This window comes from Rhodococcus sp. IEGM 27, assembly GCF_033142305.1.
GTDB classification, from domain to species: domain Bacteria; phylum Actinomycetota; class Actinomycetes; order Mycobacteriales; family Mycobacteriaceae; genus Rhodococcus_F; species Rhodococcus_F oxybenzonivorans.
This window is the reverse complement of sequence record NZ_JAWLSG010000001.1, coordinates 295,257-313,711: the sequence shown is the minus strand read 5'-3', so window position 1 is coordinate 313,711 and position 18,455 is coordinate 295,257. Positions and strand designations below refer to the sequence as shown.

16 protein-coding genes and 1 pseudogene are annotated in these 18,455 nt (G+C 65.8%); 4 read left to right on the top strand and 13 right to left on the bottom strand.

Annotated elements, in window-relative coordinates; translation table 11 throughout:
- Positions 1-7 precede the first annotated feature (7 nt).
- From R4P95_RS01395 to R4P95_RS01365, 7 genes are all read right to left on the bottom strand, one after another.
- Entirely contained in the window at positions 8-1,114 is a 1,107-nt protein-coding gene (locus R4P95_RS01395) for a VWA domain-containing protein (RefSeq protein ID WP_317746669.1), read from the bottom strand.
- Positions 1,111-3,279, bottom strand: coding sequence for a DUF5682 family protein (locus R4P95_RS01390; protein ID WP_317746670.1), 2,169 nt, complete (start codon positions 3,277-3,279; stop codon positions 1,111-1,113). Before R4P95_RS01390 ends, R4P95_RS01395 begins: the two co-directional genes overlap by 4 nt.
- The gene (locus R4P95_RS01385; protein ID WP_317746671.1) at positions 3,276-4,379 is read right to left on the bottom strand and encodes an AAA family ATPase; all 1,104 of its coding nucleotides are present in this window, start codon (positions 4,377-4,379) and stop codon (positions 3,276-3,278) included. Before R4P95_RS01385 ends, R4P95_RS01390 begins: the two co-directional genes overlap by 4 nt.
- Positions 4,376-5,851 carry a DUF5691 domain-containing protein gene (locus tag R4P95_RS01380; RefSeq protein ID WP_317746672.1) on the bottom strand — a complete coding sequence of 492 codons (1,476 nt, stop codon included), beginning with the start codon at positions 5,849-5,851 and terminating at the stop codon, positions 4,376-4,378. Before R4P95_RS01380 ends, R4P95_RS01385 begins: the two co-directional genes overlap by 4 nt.
- Positions 5,848-7,188, bottom strand: a complete 1,341-nt coding sequence (locus tag R4P95_RS01375; RefSeq protein WP_317746673.1) for an SWIM zinc finger family protein — start codon at positions 7,186-7,188, stop codon at positions 5,848-5,850. The genes R4P95_RS01380 and R4P95_RS01375 overlap by 4 nt, the downstream gene beginning before the upstream one ends.
- A gap of 61 nt (positions 7,189-7,249) precedes the next feature.
- A complete protein-coding gene (locus R4P95_RS01370; RefSeq protein WP_213573026.1) occupies positions 7,250-7,645 on the bottom strand; it encodes an antibiotic biosynthesis monooxygenase in 396 nt (131 codons plus the stop codon).
- A gap of 74 nt (positions 7,646-7,719) precedes the next feature.
- The gene (locus R4P95_RS01365) at positions 7,720-8,223 is read right to left on the bottom strand and encodes an N-acetyltransferase (RefSeq protein WP_317746674.1); all 504 of its coding nucleotides are present in this window, start codon (positions 8,221-8,223) and stop codon (positions 7,720-7,722) included.
- A 282-nt stretch (positions 8,224-8,505) separates the two neighbouring features.
- On the opposite strand from R4P95_RS01365, the gene R4P95_RS01360 reads away from it, so the two are divergent.
- From R4P95_RS01360 to R4P95_RS01345, 4 genes are all read left to right on the top strand, one after another.
- Entirely contained in the window at positions 8,506-9,048 is a 543-nt protein-coding gene (locus R4P95_RS01360; RefSeq protein WP_317746675.1) for a MarR family winged helix-turn-helix transcriptional regulator, read from the top strand.
- Positions 9,041-10,840, top strand: a complete 1,800-nt coding sequence (locus R4P95_RS01355; protein ID WP_317746676.1) for a long-chain fatty acid--CoA ligase — start codon at positions 9,041-9,043, stop codon at positions 10,838-10,840. The genes R4P95_RS01360 and R4P95_RS01355 overlap by 8 nt, the downstream gene beginning before the upstream one ends.
- Before the next feature lie 17 nt (positions 10,841-10,857).
- Positions 10,858-11,706, top strand: coding sequence for a patatin-like phospholipase family protein (locus tag R4P95_RS01350; protein ID WP_213573022.1), 849 nt, complete (start codon positions 10,858-10,860; stop codon positions 11,704-11,706).
- A gap of 104 nt (positions 11,707-11,810) precedes the next feature.
- The gene (locus R4P95_RS01345) at positions 11,811-12,305 is read left to right on the top strand and encodes a GNAT family N-acetyltransferase (RefSeq protein ID WP_317746677.1); all 495 of its coding nucleotides are present in this window, start codon (positions 11,811-11,813) and stop codon (positions 12,303-12,305) included.
- A gap of 4 nt (positions 12,306-12,309) precedes the next feature.
- Here R4P95_RS01345 and R4P95_RS01340 read toward each other — a convergent pair whose 3' ends face one another.
- From R4P95_RS01340 to R4P95_RS01315, 6 genes and pseudogenes are all read right to left on the bottom strand, one after another.
- Entirely contained in the window at positions 12,310-13,074 is a 765-nt protein-coding gene (locus R4P95_RS01340; protein WP_283254028.1) for an amino acid ABC transporter ATP-binding protein, read from the bottom strand.
- Complete coding sequence (locus R4P95_RS01335; protein ID WP_317746678.1) at positions 13,071-13,739, bottom strand: amino acid ABC transporter permease; 669 nt, start codon at positions 13,737-13,739, stop codon at positions 13,071-13,073. Before R4P95_RS01335 ends, R4P95_RS01340 begins: the two co-directional genes overlap by 4 nt.
- A 25-nt stretch (positions 13,740-13,764) precedes the next feature.
- Complete coding sequence (locus tag R4P95_RS01330; protein ID WP_213573019.1) at positions 13,765-14,553, bottom strand: amino acid ABC transporter substrate-binding protein; 789 nt, start codon at positions 14,551-14,553, stop codon at positions 13,765-13,767.
- A gap of 233 nt (positions 14,554-14,786) precedes the next feature.
- Positions 14,787-15,547, bottom strand: a pseudogene (locus R4P95_RS01325) (SDR family NAD(P)-dependent oxidoreductase).
- Positions 15,548-15,695: 148 nt separating this feature from the next.
- Entirely contained in the window at positions 15,696-16,889 is a 1,194-nt protein-coding gene (locus tag R4P95_RS01320; protein ID WP_317746679.1) for an acetyl-CoA C-acyltransferase, read from the bottom strand.
- A gap of 285 nt (positions 16,890-17,174) precedes the next feature.
- Positions 17,175-18,290: an NDMA-dependent alcohol dehydrogenase gene (locus tag R4P95_RS01315; RefSeq protein WP_213578200.1), complete on the bottom strand. Its 1,116-nt coding sequence runs from the start codon at positions 18,288-18,290 to the stop codon at positions 17,175-17,177.
- Positions 18,291-18,455: the final 165 nt, after the last annotated feature.

Below are 18,455 nucleotides of genomic sequence, written 5' to 3'. Positions count from 1 at the left end.
GCCCGCGTCACTCCGTCTGAAGACTGTCTGCCCACCTGCGAATGTCGCCGCGTTCCAGTGCGAGCGCCAGCAGTTCCGGGAACTTGTCCGGTGTGCAGGCGAATGCGGGAACCCCGAGAACACTCAGGGCCGCCGCGTTGTCGTGGTCGAACGACGGGGCGCCGTCGTCGGACAGTGCCAGCAGCACGATCACCTGGACCCCGGCAGTCTTCATCGCAGACATCCGCCGCAGCATCTCGCCGCGGATTCCGCCCTCGTACAGGTCCGAAATGAGCACGAACAGCGATTCGGTCGGTCTGTCGATCAGCGACTGGCTGTAGGCGATGGCCCTGTTGATGTCGGTGCCGCCGCCGAGCTGCGTGCCGAACAGGACGTCCACGGGATCGGACAGTTTGTCTGTCAGATCCACGACGGCCGTGTCGAAGACGACGAGCGAAGTTTTCAGTGCGCGCATCGATGCGAGAACGGCGCCGAAGACGGAGGCGTAGACGACGCTCGACGCCATCGACCCCGACTGGTCGATGGCGAGGACAACGTCGCGGTGCACCGACGGTAATCGACGTCCGTACCCGATCATCCGTTCCGGCACCACGGTCTTGTACTCGGGAAGATAGTGGGCGAGGTTGGCGCGGATGGTGCGGTTCCAATCGACATCGCGGAGCTTCGGATTGGTGGTGCGCGCAGCCCGGTTGATGGCGCCGGTCACCGCGGTCCGTGTTTTCTGCGCGATGCGTTCCTCGATCTGCCGGACCACTGTGTCGACGACCATGCGGGCGGTGGCTTTGCTCGTTTCGGGCATCACCCGATTGAGGCTCAGCAGCGTGCCGACGAGGTGGACGTCGGGTTCGACGGCGTCCTTCTGCATCACCTGGACGACGGTGCTCGGGAAGTACGTCCGGATGTCGCCGAGCCACCGCGCCACCTTCGGCGCCGAGCTTCCCAGGCCGGCACCGCGGCGACGGCTACCGGTGTCCTCGGGGTTCGCGTCGTAGAGGGCGGACAGCGCACCGTCCATCGCGGCATCCGACTTGGAGCCCAGCCCGCCCGTCGACTCCTCGGCGGCGTCACCGAGCAGCAACCGCCACCGTCGTAACCGCTCGACGTCTTCGCTCACGACGGCACTCCCAGAATGTCGGCCACCGTGCGGATCGCGACCGCGGCCCGCCGCGGGTCGACCGGAGCTGCAGCTTCGGTTCGGTTTCCGCCCTGCACGCACTGGCCGATCGCCTGACGTTCCCCGGTGTCGAAGGCGCCGAATGTTCGCCGCAGCAACGGCAGCGTGTCTACGAAGCCCTGCTCACCCAGTCCCGATACCCACGTGTCGAGCAGGCGCAGCAGTTCCCGATCGTGGACGAGAAGCAAGCCACCGCCGCCGAGAAAGCCGTCCACCCATCCTGCCTTAGCGAACGGTGTGGCGCCGACGGACAATGCCCGCGACAACCTGGTCGCGGAGTCGGTTTCGCTGATCGCGCCGGCGTCGCGGAGCAGCCGGACCATCCGGCCGATCACCAGGCCGTTCACATCGCTGCGATCGACGAGCCCGGCGAGTGTACCCAGCCATCGTTTCGACGCGCGATCCTCGTCGCGGAGCATCACGGCGGCATGGACCCCGTCGATCGCCCGGCGCATCTCGATCGCGCTGTCGTCGTCCAATCCCGACAGCGCCGATCCCAGTCCCGCGCAGATCCGCACCAGGAGGCTGTCGTTGACGCGGGCGAGGGACGAGATGTCGGTGCCGCGGACGTCACCGTAGCGGAGGGTCCGGGTCAGGGACGGCAGCGCATCCATCAAATGCATCACGTCGTGGTCGAGGGCGGCGGCCGTGTCCAGCGCACGTAGCAGTTCGGGCAGCGCATCGGTGAGGTTCGACAGCAGCGCCTGCTCGAGAAGTGCGGTGAGCTGGGCGAGGGAGACGTCCTCATCCGACGCCTCGGCCCGTACTTTGGCGGTGGCTGCGGCCTCGACTGTCGTTCCCCAGAGTGATGCCTCGATGATGGCGACGGCGAGTTCCGGCTTCCAAGTCAGTGACCACGTTTCGCGGAACGTCCCGGTGGCGTTGATCTCGCTGTTCGCGGGAACGCCCCACCCGACCCCCAGGAGCTGCAGGCGGTGGAGTAACCGGGAGCGCGTGCCGTCGATGTCCTTTCGAAGATCGAGGTCGAGTGTCTTCTCCGTGGCCTGTTGCTTGAGGCGGAGCGTTTTTGCCCGTGCACGCAGGTCGGCGTCGAGCGGGACGGTGGGTGTGTCGTCCGGGACGCCGCCGAGTGCCTCACCGACCACGAGTCGCCGGGTGATCAGGTCGAGCAGGACGTCGTTGCCGTCGCACATCACGGCGCGGGTTGCCTCGGTGACCTCGGACAGGCCGGCCAGGGGACGTGAGCGCATGGCGGCCAGGGTGTCTGCCAGGCGTACCGCCTCGATGACGTGCGCGCTCGACACCGGGAGGTCCTCGGCGCGCAGCACGCGGGCCACCTTGGTGAGCCATCGTGGGATCGTACGGTCGCCGGCGGTGAAGAGGTGGTGGTACCAACCCGGTGAGGTGATGCCCGCTCCGTACCCCGAGGCCGTGGACAGACGCGAATGGGTCCACGGAACCCACGTCAGTGAGGTTTTGATCTTCGGCAGGCCCTTGAGGATTCGCGCATCGGCGGTGGCGGGGCCGAGCGGCCCGGAGAGCGCCGGCGCATGCCAGGCGCCACAAATCACTGCCACGCGCTGAGCGCCGCCCTTGATGGCCTTGCGCAGCGTCTGGCGCATGTAGGCCTCGCGTCTTCTCGTCTCCTCGTCGAGGTCGGTGGCATTGCGCAGAACGGACATCGCTTCGGTGATGGCGTCGAACGAGTCTGCGCCGGTGCCGGATTCGACGACTGCGTCCCACCAGCGTTCGGGGTCGTCGTATCCGGCGGCCGCGGCGAGCTGGGCCAACGGGTCTGTGCGATCGGATTCGGCGGATTCGGCGGCGAGCGTGTGGGCAGCGGGGAGATCACAGAACCGCACGTCCACTCCGTGCTCCGCGGACCACGAGAGTGCCTGCCACTCAGGGGAAAACACTGCGAAAGGCCAGAACGCAGCCGTCCGCGGTTCCCCGGTGGCGTAGGCTAGCAATGCCACCGGCGGTTTCATGGCGTCGGCGGCCGTCAGTGCGATCAGCGGATCGGCGTCCGCGGGCCCTTCGATCAGGACTGCATCGGGAGTGAACGCCTCGAGTGCGCGTCGCACCGACCGTGCCGATCCGGGCCCGTGATGGCGGATGCCGAAGACACGGACATCGGAACTCACCCGGTGACCTCCCGGCAGGCTCGGTAGAAGTCCGACCAGTCCTCGCGTTCACGGACAACCGCTTCGAGATACTCCGTCCACACCACCTTGTCTGCCACCGGATCCTTCAGTACGGATCCGAGGATGCCTGCGGCCACATCAGAGGGCCCCAACGTGCCGTTGCCGAAGTGCGCGGCGAGCGCCAATCCGTTGGTCACCACGGAGATGGCCTCCGCGGTCGACAATGTTCCGGACGGCGACTTCAGCTTGGTACGACCGTCCGAGGTGGCGCCGGAGCGTAATTCGCGGAACACGGTGACCACTCGGCGAATCTCGTCGACCGTCGCGGGGATTTTCGGCAGTTCCAATGAGGCGCCCAATTGCTCGACGCGCCGCGTGACAATGGCGACCTCGTCCTCCTCGCTGGCGGGCAGCGGCAGGACCACCGTGTTGAAGCGCCTGCGGAGTGCGGAGGAAAGGTCGTTCACACCGCGGTCCCGGTCGTTGGCGGTGGCTATGAGGTTGAAACCCTTGGCTGCCTGCACTTCGATGCCCAATTCGGGCACCGGCAGGGTTTTCTCCGAGAGCACGGTGATGAGCGCGTCCTGCACGTCGGCCGGAATTCGGGTGAGCTCCTCGACTCGGACGATCCGGCCGCTCTCCATCGCGGTCATCACCGGGGAGGGGACGAGGGCTCCCGCGCTGGGGCCTTCGGCCAGGAGCCGGGCGTAGTTCCACCCGTACCGGATGGCCTCCTCCGGGGTTCCGGAAGTTCCCTGGATCAGTAGCGTCGACGTTCCGGAAATCGCGGCCGAAAGATGTTCGGACACCCACGTCTTGGCTGTCCCGGGGACACCGAGGAGCAGGAGTGCCCGATCGGTGGCCAGGGTAGCGACTGCGACTTCCATCAACCGGCGGGGGCCAACGTATTTGGGGGTGATCACGGTGCCGTCCTCGAGTTCGCCCCCGAGTAGGTACGTGACGACGGCCCACGGCGACATCTTCCACGACGGCGGCCGCGGCCGGGTGTCCTGGGCGGCGAGGGCCGCAAGTTCTTCGGCGTAGTTCTGCTCGGCATGGGGACGCAGCAGGTCGGCCTGGCCGGCCACGATCTCGGTCACTCGAGCTCCTTCAGCAGCGTTCGGCGGTGTTCGATGTTGGCGGCGGCCGTCGAGAACGCCTGCTGCCAGCCGTGGTCGCGGGTGCGTTCGGCGGCCGCGTGGAGCAGGGGAACCGCCCTGAAAGGGAAGTGTGTCTCGGCACTGCGCAGCGTCGAGTAGTGGCTGTGCCGGGACAATTGTCCGAGTTCCTTGCCTGTCGAGGCGTGCCGCAGCGCGATGTCCTCGAATCGGGCGATGATGCGTTGCGCGAGTTCGAGGGGCCACGGGTGCGGGAGATCCTCGAACAGTGCCGCCCCGTCCACGCCCAGCAGATAGGAGTCGGCGTGGCCGGCGAGTATGTACTGCAGCCGCTCACCGGCGGGAACGAGAGGGACGACGCGCCGCTCGGTCTGCCGGCCCTGTTTGTGCAGGAAGGCGGACGCCCATCGCGGGTTGCGCTGCAACACTGTCGCATTGACCCAGGCCTCGGTCATCACATCACGCCATTGATCCTCGATACGGATGTCCAGGGCCTGGGATGCGGATCCGATCATGTCGTCCCACACCGACAGTGGTGCCGCGGTGACCACCATTCGCAGCCACCAACTCCGAATTCCCTTGTTCTTGAAGTGCACGTTTTCGATGCCGTCACGCCGCGCCGAATCGTCGAGCGAACCCGGCATGTTCACCACCAGGCGGGTGCGGAGGGGCTTCTTCTCCACCCGCACCCACGCGCGGGCGCGGGCAGCCATCCGCTGCGCGTACGCCGAGCGGGGAAGTTGGCGCAGCAACTGGACTGCATGCTGGCGAACATCTTTGCGCCGGTCGTCGAGTGCGTGCTCGAGGAGGGCGGCGTCCGCGTCACCGAGCCCGGTGGCCAGTGCTGCCATGAACGCGGCCCGGTGCTCGCCGCGTTCGGTCTCCCACGTACGTTGCAGTTCCGCCGTGGCGGCCGCCGGATTCACCGAGCGCATCGCCGTGAGCCACTGCAGACGTTCCGTATGGGAGCCGCGATGCCACACCTCGAGGCGATCGGCTGTCCGCCGGAGCATCGACCATTCCGGGTTCTGGGCGGCCAGCCACTGTCCGCGTGGTCCGGTGAGCCGGAGAATGTTCTCCCGGTGCGTGTCGTTGCTCCGTGCCGCGGACATCAGGTCGGCGACGAGATGATCCGGCGCTCGGTACCCGCGCTCGACGGCTACGGCGAACCACTCCGTCAGTGTCCACGACCTGGCGGCGAGCAGTTGCATCAGGTGGTCGGCCGCCGCCGGGGGCAGTTGCACTCGGTCGTCCTCGTCGGCGGGCGCAGGCACTACGTGCAGGGAGGCAGTGACCCCGCCTACTCGATGGGCGTTTTCCAGAGCGGCCGCACCCAGTAGCACTTCGGCAGGATCGCCGGTAATCGATTGCGCCAGTGCCCCCGTGGCGAGGTCCTGTAATGCGGGAGTGGACCGGGCCGTACCGAGGAGGGCCGTCGACAGAAGTTCGCTCATCGTCGTCTGCCTGCCGTGCGGGTCGCGACGGCGGGGGCCGTTGCGGATACGAGCGAGTGGACGACACCGCGGTCGAACACGGACACCGGAGTCAGTGCCTCACTGTTCCACTCACCGCACACGGTGACCGGGTGGCCACCGGAGATGCCGAGCAGTGTCCACAGATTTCTCTCGTCACCGGTGACCGGCAACGCTCGCCCTTCGGCGTCGACCAGCAGCCATCCCTCGTCCGTGACCGTCGGCGTGACACCGCCCAGCAACACGGGCCACGAACGAACCCACGGATCGGCGCCGATGACGTGGGCGAAGGCGTCGAGGGCCGGGTCGATGCCTCCCGCGCGAAGCGTCGTGAACGGTTCTGCCGCACCGTGGTCGGTGCCCCACAGGGCGCGCAACGGCGCGGCGCCGGGATAGAAGTGCAGATCTGCGTCGACGAGGGAACCGAGCGGCGGAACGGCGTTCGCGAAGTTCGGTGTGCCGTGGGCGAAATCGAGCAAGAGTGCCCAACGGCCGTGATCCCGGCCGAGTAACCACACCTTGCGGGTGAAGAGCCGTTTCTCTTCGGTGGTCTGGGAGCCCAGCACCATCCACCGATCACGCACAGCCGGTTCACCACGCACCTTGTCGGTGGAGACCGGGTATCCCACGTGGGCGCGGACCGACGCCCGCAACGGCTCCGGCAGTTCGGGGAGACGACGATGCGCGACCACGAGTAGATGCAGCTTGGCGTACTCGGCAAGCAATCTCGCCGGCCAGTCGGGGCGCAACGCGACGGCGAAGGCGAGCCGACGCAACGCCGATGCGACGCCGGGAGCCTGCGCGTCGACCATTCGGGCCGCAACCGCATCGAATGCGGGGGGTGACGTGTCCGTGGATCCCAGCCCACCGCGGATCTGATCGGTGAGCCACAGGTCGAGTTCGTCGAGGCCCGCGGCCACCCGATCGGCTCGACGTTCGGCAGCCTTCCCCTGGGCGGTCGACGGGGGAGCAGGCAGACCTGGTTCGCTTGCCCGCGTGGCCCGTCGTCCCAGCCATTCGCGCGCGAACGGCGGGAAGTCGGCCGCGTCCGGGACCCGCCCCTGCGACCAGAGCAGGAGCAGCCCGAGCGCGTGCTTGCAAGGGAATTTCCGGCTCGGACACGAACACGAGAAAGCGGGCCCGTCGAGATCGACCACCGTGCGGTACGGGTTCCTGCCGCTACCCCGGCACAGTCCCCACAGTGCGGTGCCGCTGTGGCCGGTATCCGACCACGACGCCGAGAGCGTGCGTGCGGCAGCGAGAGAGCCGGCATCGGCCGCTACCGATGCGACCTGTCCCTCCGACCAAGGCGACGTCACGTCAGTCACCGTAGGCGAGTAGTCCGACATGCAGGGAGGAGGGTGCGCTCACAGGCACGGACTAGGTGGGTGTGGGCGTACCGGGGTCGGGTAACCGATCCGCAGGCCGGGGTGGGTCGAACAATCCCGCGATGCTCGAAATCCGGTCGGTGGAATCTTCGACGGCGATGTTCTCGCCGGTCCGCAACCATCCGTTCCGCAGCGAAGACGTCAGCCAATTGTCCAGGGCCGCCTGCGTCTCGAACTTGAGGACGATGACGCACACAGCGGACGTGCTGCTCTCCTTGAGCCATCCGCCGCCGAGGAAACCGGGGAAGAGGCGTGCCAGACCGAGGCCGACCTGAATCCAATCGGCGAACTCTTCTTCGCACCCCTGGCTGACCCGCCGGACGATGGTCGTCGTCACGGAGGTGTCGACGACGTCGCCCGTTCGGACGCTGTCGGCGGCGTTCGTCACTGTCGTTACCTCGGATCCTGCTTGTCTATTGGCAAACTACCAGCGGCTCGGGAGCTGCACACTGTGCACTCGCCTCAGAGTTGATAGAACGGCGCGGCGTACCGGAACATTCCCGACAGGGCGGTGTCCCAGGTAGTGAGACGGCGAACCTGGAAATGGGACGACCAGGAAGGCTCGTCCGGTTCGATCCCGAGGGAGGATCCGGCGACGAACCCGAACCGGGGGTAGTACTCGAGGTGGCCCAGCAGTGCTACCAGCGGTTCGTCACGGGAATCAGCGGCGCCGAGGGCGGCATGCATGAGCGCCGAACCGACCCCACCGCGCTGGTGGCCCGGCAGCACACCGATGGGGCCCAATGCCAGCACCGGCGTCGAAGCAACGGTGGCGCGGGTCAGACACACGTGTCCGATCACCGAGTCGTGCCACTCGGCGACGAAGGACAGCGGCGGAATCCACGCCGGGCTCGTCCGGAGTCGCTCGACGAGGTCGACCTCGACGGGGGCGTCGCCGTCGAAGGCCTGGCGATGGACCTCGGCGATCGCGGCGACGTCGTGGGCAGTTTCCCGTCGTATGAGCATGTTCGACAGCCTGCCGCGAGAATTCTGTCCGTCGCAACGAATTTATGCGGCGGTTTGCTGCTGGCCGATAGCTGGACCCGGAGCCCGCGCACAGAAGGTTCTGAGCGATGCCGGACAGATACCGTTGCAGCACTGGGAGTCGGCACAGGGCGAAGCGTTCTCCAATTGTGACCCTCGAGGGTTTCCCGCTTTCGGGTTTTTCCGGGTCGGGGATAGCAGTATGAGCACCACGCGTGAGTGTGTCGGCCGCCGCGGCGGGTCGAGGAGCGGCGAGGGAAGTGGGTGCGAGTGGCCGAGGCGCGGGAGTCTCGATATAGTTGCAGTGTGCAACACAACGAGGTCGAATCGGGTGAGTCGTCCGCATCGGGCGTCGTGGCTGTCCATGACGAACTCGTCCGGCTCGTCCGCCAGCTCGTCGCCGGTGACGGACCTCCGGCGGGTTCGCCGACATTCGCTCAACATTCGCTGCTCTCGTACATCGCCCGCAATCCCGGGTGCCGGGCCACCCAGATCTCCGAGTCCTTCGGAGTGCACCGCTCCACGGTGTCGCGGCAGCTGCGTGTCTGCATCGACGAGGGGTGGGTGCGGGCCGAGGCCGGACCGCTTCGCAGCGGCCATCCGCTGACCCTCACCGACGCCGGTGTCGCCGTGCTTGCGGGCGCGGATGCCCGGCGGGTCGAGGAGGTGCGCGACCGGATGGCGTCCTGGTCGGACCGTGACATCGCCGCGTTCGCCGATCATCTGCGCCGATTCCGTCATGGCGGAGACGACCCTTCGCGGCGCCCCTCGACCTTCGAGAGCAACGGAGACGACACCCGTGCGTGAGTTCACGAGCCCGCCGACCTTCAGCGTCTCCGAGCACGAGAACGCGGTCTTGACGGTGTTCGCGCATGCCGAGAGCACGCCCGACCGGGTGATGTACGCCCGGCCGGAGGCCAATGGCTGGGTCGACGTGACGGCCAAGGATTTCGCCGCACTCGTCACCGGGGTCGCGAAGGGCCTCATCGCCCATGGTGTCCGGCCGGGCGACCGGGTAGCACTGCTGTCGTCCACTCGGTTCGAATGGTCCTTGCTCGACTACGCCATCTGGGCGACCGGCGCTGCCTCGGTTCCGGTCTACGACTCCTCGTCGCCCGATCAGATCCGGTGGATCATCGAGGACTCGGGGGCGGTGGCTGCCGTGGTGGAGACGCCGGCTCATGCGTCGAGCTTCGAGGGCGACGGCATCCCGTACACGTTGAAGCACATCTTCACCATCGACGAGGATGCGGTGGGCACCCTCATCAAGGCCGGACGCTCGGTCGACGACTCCGAGGTGTTCAAGCGAGTCGTCGCGCTGACCGCGGGCGATCTCGCCTCGCTGGTATATACCTCGGGAACCACCGGAAGACCCAAAGGGTGCATTCTCACGCACCGCAACTTCTTGTCGGAGGTGCGGGCCCTCCTCGCTGCGCCGATCGGGGACGTGGCGCGTCCCGGCAACCGTGTCCTCACATTCCTTCCCCTGGCACACGTTCTGGCCCGGGCGGTGTCCCTGGCAATGTTCGAGGCGGGGGCCACCCAGGCGCACTGGTCCGATTTCGGGACGGTCACGGGAGAATTCGAACGTTTTCGCCCGCACTCGATCCTCGGTGTTCCACGGGTCTTCGAGAAGGTGCGCGACGGTGCCGCCCGTAAGGCGGCATCCGGTGGTGGCCTGCAGAAGCGGATCTTCGACTTCGCCGAGACGACGGCCGTCGAGTACAGCCGGGCCCAGGACAACGGTGGACCGGGAGCGTTGCTCGCGCTGCGCCGCGCCGTCGCCGACAAGTTGGTCTACGCCAGGCTGCGGGCAGCCTTGGGCGGCGACTGCTGGTGGGCGATCTCGGGAGGCGGAGCGCTCATGCCGAGCCTCGGGCACTTCTTCCGCGGGATGGGCGTACCCGTGTACGAAGGATATGGACTCACCGAATCCACTGCCGCGCATTGCGTGAACGTTCCCGGGGCGCAAAAGATCGGAACGGTGGGCAGGCCGCTCGGCGGACACGGCGTGCGCATCGCCGAGGACGGTGAGATCGAATTGTGCGGTGACGTCGTCTTCGGCGGCTACTGGCGCAACGAGCACGCCACTCGGGAGGCGTTGCACGACGGCTGGTTCCGCACCGGTGATCTGGGCTACCTCGACGACGAAGGCTTTCTGACCATCACCGGGCGCAAGAAGGACCTTCTGATCACCGCAGGGGGCAAGAACGTGTCACCGGGGCCCCTCGAGGATCGCCTGCGCTCGCACACACTGGTGTCGCAGGCCGTGGTCGTGGGTGACGGTCGCCCGTTCATCGGTGCGCTGCTCACGGTCGATCCTCAGGAATTCGACAAGTGGAAGGCAGCCCATGGGCGGCCTGCCGACGCATCGGTCGCCGATCTGCGCGAAGACGAGGAATTGCGCGCGGAGCTTCAGGATGCCGTCGACGACGCGAATACCACCGTCTCCCACACCGAGTCGATCAAACGGTTCGTCATCCTCGACCGCGACCTCACCGAGGCGGACGGGGAATTGACGGCCACCTTGAAGATCAAGCGTCCAGTTGTGACCGAACGCTTCGCCGCCGATATCGATGCGCTGTATCGCCGGACCTGACCGGTTACCGTGGCGACATGACGACCGCTTTCGTTCTGTCGGGTGGAGCCAGCCTCGGAGCTATCGAGGTCGGAATGCTGCAAACGCTCATAGGCAGGGGAATTCGCCCCGATCTCATCGTCGGAACTTCTGTGGGTGCGCTCAACGGCGCTTGGCTGGCGGCCGGGTCCTCGGAATCGGATCTACGTGAACTGGCCGATCTGTGGCGCGGGCTGAAGCGGAGCTCGGTGTTCCCGACCGGCCTGTTCACCGGCTTCGTGGGTTTCGTCGGGATCGACAATCATCTGGTCTCCAACCGGGGAATCCGGCGGATTCTCGAGAAGCATTTGCGCTTCGGGCGGATGGAGGACGCTCCGATCCCGCTCCACGTGATCGCAGCCGATGTGCTGACCGGCAAGGACGTTCGGCTGTCGAGCGGTCCCGCTGTCGATGCCGTCCTTGCCAGCGCTGCCATTCCGGGAATTCTCCCGCCCGTAGTCGTCGAGGGTCGCGCGCTGATGGACGGTGGCGTGGTCAACAACACCCCGATCTCGCATGCCATCGAACTCGGTGCCACGACGGTGTGGGTACTGCCCACCGGATATGCCTGCACGCTGTCCGAGGTTCCCCGCAGCGCACTCGGGATGGCTCTGCTCGGGGTGACGCTCGCGATCAATCAACGCCTTGCGCTCGATATCGAACGTTATGAGGGCGCTGCCGATATCAAGGTCGTGCCACCCCTCTGTCCACTGGACACCAGCCCCGCAGATTTCGGCGAGGCGGACGAGTTGATACGGCGGGCCCGGGAGCAGACTGCGCAGTGGCTCGACGAGGCCCCCGTCGAAGTCGGGCAGGCAGATCTGCTTCTGCCACACATGCACAGCTAAAGCTCCAGCGGCTACACGGACACTGTAATCCCGGTCACATCACCGCAGATCGACACGGGCGCAGCGGTGATTTGATTTCACCGTGGGGTCGCTACTGTGAGTGCATGGCGGTCACGGTGGAGCAGGCAGTGCTGGATCAGGCGGAAGACATCGTCCAGATGCACTGGGACGCAGAGGATTGGCTTGCCGAGCAGCAGATCGACCCGCCGTGCCGCGGTGATGTGTCGCTCGCCGATGTGCGTGAGCAGATCGAGGCCGGAGAATGGCGCGTCGCGCGCTCCGGTGGAATCGTGGCGGGCGCCCTGCGCGTACTGCGCGCCGATCCCGACATCTGGGTCGACGACGAGATTCCCGCTACCTACGTCGCGCGGGTGATGACGGATCGCCGCCATGCAAGTCCAGGGTTGGGAGCGCAACTGTTGCGGTGGGTGGACGAGCACGCCCGGAGCGAGGCCGTGTCCGTCGTCCGGCTCGAATGCGTGGAGACCAACAGTCGGCTGCGCACGTACTACGAGGAGCAGGGTTTCTTCCTGGTGGGCCGCCGCGACTTCGAGGTCGAATGGCCCAGCGTCGTGCTGTTGGAGAAGGCCGTTCGCTGACCCATCAGAGCGGATCGAGGATGCGGTGCAGGAATTGCCGTAGCCGCTGTCCGGTCGGGTTCGTCAGTAGGTCCTTCGCCGTACCGCGTTCGAGAACGACGCCGCCGTCGATGAACAGGACCTGATCGGCCACCTGCTGCGCGAACCGGATTTCGTGAGTCACGATCACCATGGTCCAGCCCTCGGTCGCGAGATCGCGGATCACGCGTAGGACCTCGCCGACGAGTTCGGGGTCGAGTGCGGACGTCGGTTCGTCGAACAACATCAGTTTGGGCTTCAGCGCGAGCGCCCTGGCGATTCCGACTCGCTGCTGCTGGCCACCCGAGAGTTGGTACGGGTACTGATCCGCCTTGTCCTCCAGTCCCACCTGGGTGAGCAGTGCCAGAGCGTCGGCGCGCGCTTCGTCTCTCGGCCGCTTCTGGACGACCACCGGACCCTCGGTGACGTTCTGAAGCACCGTCTTGTGCGGAAACAGGTTGTGGGCCTGGAAAACCATGCCGCTCTGTGCCCGGAACCGAGCCAGGGTGGACCGGTCCACCTGGGCAGCGAAGTCGACCGACACCTCACCGATCGAGATCACGCCGGCGTCCGCGCGGTCCAGCGCATTGAGTGTTCGCAACACCGTGGTCTTTCCCGAACCGGACGGCCCGATGATCACGGTGACGGTGCCGGGCAGGACCTCGAAGCTGATGTCGCGCAGCACGCGATGTTCACCGAACGATTTCTCGACGCCGGAAACGTGGAGCAGCGGGGTGCGGGTGTCGGTCATCTGGCCACATACCTGTCGAGTCGGGCCTCGAGTCGGCCCTGAACGGCCGAGAGGACGATGCAGATCGCCCAGTAGTACAGCGCGGCGACACCGTACAGGGCGAAGAAGTCGAACGTGGGTGCGGCGGCGAGTTGCGCGACGCGCAGCAGTTCGGTGACGAGGATCGTCGAGGCCAGGGAGGTGTCCTTGACCAGCGAGATGAGCGTGTTGGACAGCGGCGGAACGGCGACCCGGGCGGCCTGGGGGAGCACAATCCGCTGCAACGTCGTGGTGTATCCCATGCCGATGGTCTGGGCAGCTTCCCACTGACCTTTCGGGATGGACAGGATCGCCGAACGAATGACTTCCGCGGCGTAACCCCCGACGTTGAGGCTGAACGCGATCACCGCCGCCGGGAACGGTTCGAGCGTCACCCCGAATTGCGGCAACGCGTAGAAGACGATGAACAGCTGCACCAGCAACGGTGTGCCCCGGATGATCGAGGTGTAGAAGCGGGCCGCGATCGCCAACGGCGTGATCGAGGAGATTCTGGCCAGCGCGACGAGCAGGGCAATGACCAAACCGATGGTGAAGCTGACGATAGTCAGCGGAATCGTCATGGTGAGTGTGGCCTTCAGCATCGGCCACAGGTTGTCCAGGATCAGTTGGATCGTTGCGTCGTCCACTCCGGCGCTCCTCGTGCGTGCCGGCTCAGTTACTCGGCGCTGACACGTCGGTGCCGAAGTACTTGTCCGAGATTTTCGCCAGTGTGCCGTCGGCACGCAGTTCGGCGAGCGCCTTGTCGATGTCGGGCATCAGGCCGCTGTCCTTCCGGGCAGCGAAGGCCTGTTCGCTCGTGTCGCCGGTCTCGGCCGAGATCTTCACGCCCGCGTCATTCGTCTGCTTCTGATACTCCGCGACGGCGAGGTTGTCGTTGACGGTGGCGTCGACCCGTCCGTCCTTCAGAAGTGTGATCGCTTGTACGAAGCCCTCCACGGACTCGACGTTTGCCCCGGCGTCCCTTGCGACCTGAGCCCAGTTGCTGGTCGCGGATTGTGCTGCGGTCTTTCCGTTCAGATCGTCGAGTCCGGTGATCGAGTTGTCGTCGGCGCGGGTCACGATCACACCCTCCGACACCGTGTACGGCGTCGACAGGTCGTACTTCTGGGTGCGCTCGTCGTTCACGGTGACCTGGTTGGCGACCAGGTCGTACCGCCTCGCTTCCAGACCGGCGAAGATGGAGTCCCACGGAGTCTGGGTGAACTCGACGGACACACCGAGTTTGTCACCGACGGCGCGGATGACCTCGACGTCATAGCCGGTGAGCTGACCGTCGGGGCCCTGATAGCTGAACGGGGTGTAGGTGCCCTCGGTGCCTACCTTCAGGACGCCCGCCTCGCGCACCTGGTCGATGACCGGGCCGGAGTCGGAATTGCTGCATCCTGCCAGGGACAGGGCGGTCACAGCGGCGATCAGGATGGCAGGGAGTGTGCGTCGCACGGAGTTCCTCCTCGTTCAGCGGATCAGATCACCGTACTGGTCGAGTGCGGTTCGGAGAGGATCTTCCGCGTACGACCTCGGCGAGCAGTTCCGGGTCGATGGTTCCGTCGGCCCAGGCGAGGCAGAAGCCGGCACCGAAATCGCCGATTTCCTCACGGCGGTCCGGCCGTCGGCAGCAGTTATCACGTTGACCTCGAAGTCCGACTACGCCGCCCAAGTGATAGAGCCGCTGTCTACTTCGGTGCCATGCGGATGGCCCCATCGAGGCGGATGGTTTCACCGTTGAGCATGGCGTTGTCGACGATATGAGCCGCGAGAGCCGCGTACTCGGTGGCTCGGCCGAGGCGAGATGGGTGTGGAACTTGCTTGCCGAGTGAGGTTTGCGCATCCGCGGGAAGTCCGGCCAGCATCGGCGTTTCGAAGATTCCGGGTGCGATGGTGACTACTCGGATGAGATGGCGCGCAAGTTCGCGAGCAATCGGCAAGGTCATTGCCGCGACTCCACCTTTCGATGCCGCGTACGCCGGTTGACCGATCTGACCGTCGAATGCTGCTACGGATGCGGTGTCGATGATGACGCCACGCTCGCCGTCCACCGGCTCGGTCTGCGCAATCCTCTCGGCTGCAAGTCGAAGCACGTTGAAGTTCCGATCAAGTTGATGCGAATTACCCGCTCGAAATCTGAGAGCGGAAGGGGTCCGCTCTTTCCGAGAACCTTGCCTGGTGTTCCCACGCCAGCGCAATTGACTACCACCCGCAAATCACCGAGGGATGCGGCGAAGTCGATCGCCGACAGGACGTCACCAGAGGAGGTGACGTCGGCGGCCTCGAAGTAGGCGCGCTTGCCTATCTCTTTCGCAGCGACGTCTCCTCCGGAGGATGGCAGATCCAGCAATACGACGTGTGCTCCACGCTCGTGCAAGGTGCGGGCGGTGGCATTGCCGAGGCCGGATGCTCCACCGGCGACAACGGCAACGGCTTCGGTGATGTTCATTGGTTCTCCTCTGTTCTGGACAACTGATGCATTGCCGACCGTGAATAGTTGTGGCCGTGTATGACGAAGAGTTGGACGCCCAGTGCCGCTGCTTGTCTTCTGGATCGAGGGTCTTGGCCGCCGGTGGAAGCACCGCTGGGCGTCGGGGTCAGATGCGTTCGATGATGGTGGCGTTGGCCAGCCCACCGCCTTCGCACATCGTCTGCAGGCCGTAGCGTCCGCCGGTGGCCTCGAGCTGGTTGACCAGTGTGCCGAGCAGGCGGGTGCCCGAGGAGCCGAGCGCGTGGCCGAGGGCGATCGCACCGCCGCGGGGGTTCAGCTTGGCCGGGTCGGCACCGAACTCGTGTGCCCACGCCAGCGGCACCGGGGCGAACGCCTCGTTGACCTCGTAGGCGTCGATGTCGTCGATGCTCAGCCCCGACTTCGCGAGGATCTTCTTCGTCGCCGGGATCGGGGCGGTGAGCATGAAGACCGGGTCATCGCCCGCAACGGCGAACGAGTGGAACCGTGCCCGCGGGGTCAGGCCCAGCTTGGCGGCCATCTCCTCGCTCATGATCAGTGCGCCGGACGCAGCGTCGGTCAGCGGGGACGAGTTGCCCGGGGTGATGTGCCACTGCGCCTCGGGGAACCGGGCCGCGTACTTTTCGGAGTAGAACGACGACTTCAGCCCGGACAGCCCCTCGGCGGTGGTCGAGGCGCGCACGGTCTCGTCGACGAGGTGCGTCACCGTCTCACCGGCCGCGTTGGTCACCTCGATCGGCAGGATCTCCTTGTCGAACAACCCCTTCGCGGCGGCGTCGGCGGCGCGGCGATGCGACTCGGCCGAGTAGGCGTCGAGGGTGTCGCGGTCGAACTTCCACTTGGCGGCGATCAGTTCGGCGGAGATTCCCTGGTTGACCAGGCCCTCGGGGTAACGGGCCGCGATGCCCGGGCCGGACGTGTCCTGCCCGAGGGTCGTCGTGCCCATCGGCACGCGGGACATCGACTCGACACCCGCGGCGATCACGATGTCGTAGGCGCCGGCGATGACGCCCTGCGCGGCGAAGTGCGCCGCCTGCTGGCTCGAACCGCACTGGCGGTCGATGGTGGTGGCCGGGACCGAATCAGGGAACCCGGCCGACAGTAGTGCGGTACGCGAAATGTTCACCGCCTGCTCACCGACTTGAGAAACGCAGCCGCCGATGACATCGTCGACCTGCGCGGGGTCGATGCCGTTGCGCTCGACGAGGCTGCGCAGCACGTGCGCGAGGAGTTCCACCGGGTGGGTGCCGGACAGCGCGCCGCCCGGCTTGCCCTTGCCGGAGGCGAGGCGGACGACGTCCACGAGTACCGCGTCGGTCATATTGATCCCTTCGAAAAGTTATGCGAGTTTCCTCATACGCGAGGGTGCAGTGCGTCGCAATCAGGAGTCGGCGACCGCTGTCGGGCAGGACAAGAAGCGATGAATTGCCGAATAGGGTGACGATGCAAGTACGAGTGCCAGAGGGGTTCTTGGACATCTTATGAAGTCGTTATTCAAACGATGACTGCCGAAACCGACCCGGATACAGTTGTCGACGTGCCCGGGTTGGTTCCGGCATGCATGCCGCTCGAGGTCTGCGTCGCTGGAGCTAGCGGCATCGGAGGATCAGTAGATGATGACGCCGCGGATGTTGAGGCCAGCGTGCATGTCGGCGTACCCCTGATCGAGTTCGTCGAGGGAGTAGGTGCGAGTGATGATTTCGTCGAGTTTGAGCTGACCGGCCGAATACATGTCAAGCATCTTGGTGACGTCCCACATCGGGGATACTCCGCCGAACATCGATCCCTGAATTCGCTTCTGATAGAGCGTCAGCTCGAAGGGAGAAATCGGCAGTCCGATGTGCGCCGAGTCGCCAAGCGCAGTGAGTACGACGGTGCCGCGCTTCGCGACGGAGTCGAAGGCTTCGGTGATGTGTTCAGGCTCGAGGGTGCCGACGGTGACGATGGTTGCCGCCGCGCCTTGCCCGTTGGTCAAGCTTCGGGCGATCTCGGTCGCCTCGGTCATATCGGCGGCGGCGTGTGTCGCGCCGATCTCGAGAGCCGTCGATCGCTTGAATTCCACTGGATCGACTGCAATGACGTTGGTAGCACCGCCGTGACGGGCTCCTTGCAAGGCGAAGGCGCCGATGCCACCGATGCCCATGACGATCACGGTGTCGCCGGGGACCGGCTGCGCCATGTTGAAACCGGATCCCCAACCCGTGTTGACGCCGCACCCCACTAAGCAGGCCTTGTCAAGGGGGATGGCTTTGTCGATCTTGACTGCGGACACCACACCTACCGTGGTGTATTCGGAGAACGTAGAAACACCACACCACTGACCGACCGGTTTACCGTCGAGGGACATCCGCCAGCTCTGGGGGTCATCGAATCGGGAGCCGAGCATCAAGTGCTGTGCGAGGTCGCAGAGGTTGCCGTGGCCTGTTGCGCACATCTTGCAGCGTCCGCACTGCGGTAAACAGGAAAGTACGACATGGTCGCCGACCTCCCAGCCGGGAGTATGGGGGCCGACCATCTCCACGACGCCGGCTCCTTCGTGTCCGACACACATCGGAAAGTGGCCGATGCCCATGTGCCCGGCGGCGATGCTGGCCTCGGTGTGGCAGAGACCGGATGCTGCCATCTTGATAAGTAGTTCGCCCTGCCGAGGCTCGTCGAGATCCAGTTCGACGATCTCGAACTTACCTGGCTGTTCGCGCAGGATCGCTCCGCGGGTTTTGATCGTTGCCATGCTGATGCCTGCTCCTATATGTCTCGACGTTTGTTCACGAAATTCCAGTGCGGTGTCAGAGGCGACGCCTGGTAGCCGTCCTGGCGCAAGATGTGAATGCCGTTGATCGAGGGGAAGCGGTTACCGCAACGAGCCGAATTCCTGACTTCCGCGTCC

What these genes read in the sequence shown, in the direction of transcription:
- R4P95_RS01350 (WP_213573022.1), top strand. Translation starts at nt 10,858, where the DNA reads ATGACGACCGCTTTCGTTCTGTCGGGTGGAGCCAGCCTCGGAGCTATC.
- R4P95_RS01345 (WP_317746677.1), top strand. Translation starts at nt 11,811, where the DNA reads ATGGCGGTCACGGTGGAGCAGGCAGTGCTGGATCAGGCGGAAGACATC.
- R4P95_RS01380 (WP_317746672.1), bottom strand. Translation starts at nt 5,851, where the DNA reads ATGAGCGAACTTCTGTCGACGGCCCTCCTCGGTACGGCCCGGTCCACT.
- R4P95_RS01365 (WP_317746674.1), bottom strand. Translation starts at nt 8,223, where the DNA reads ATGCTCATACGACGGGAAACTGCCCACGACGTCGCCGCGATCGCCGAG.
- R4P95_RS01340 (WP_283254028.1), bottom strand. Translation starts at nt 13,074, where the DNA reads ATGACCGACACCCGCACCCCGCTGCTCCACGTTTCCGGCGTCGAGAAA.
- R4P95_RS01320 (WP_317746679.1), bottom strand. Translation starts at nt 16,889, where the DNA reads ATGACCGACGCGGTACTCGTGGACGTCGTCCGCCTCGCCTCCGGCAAG.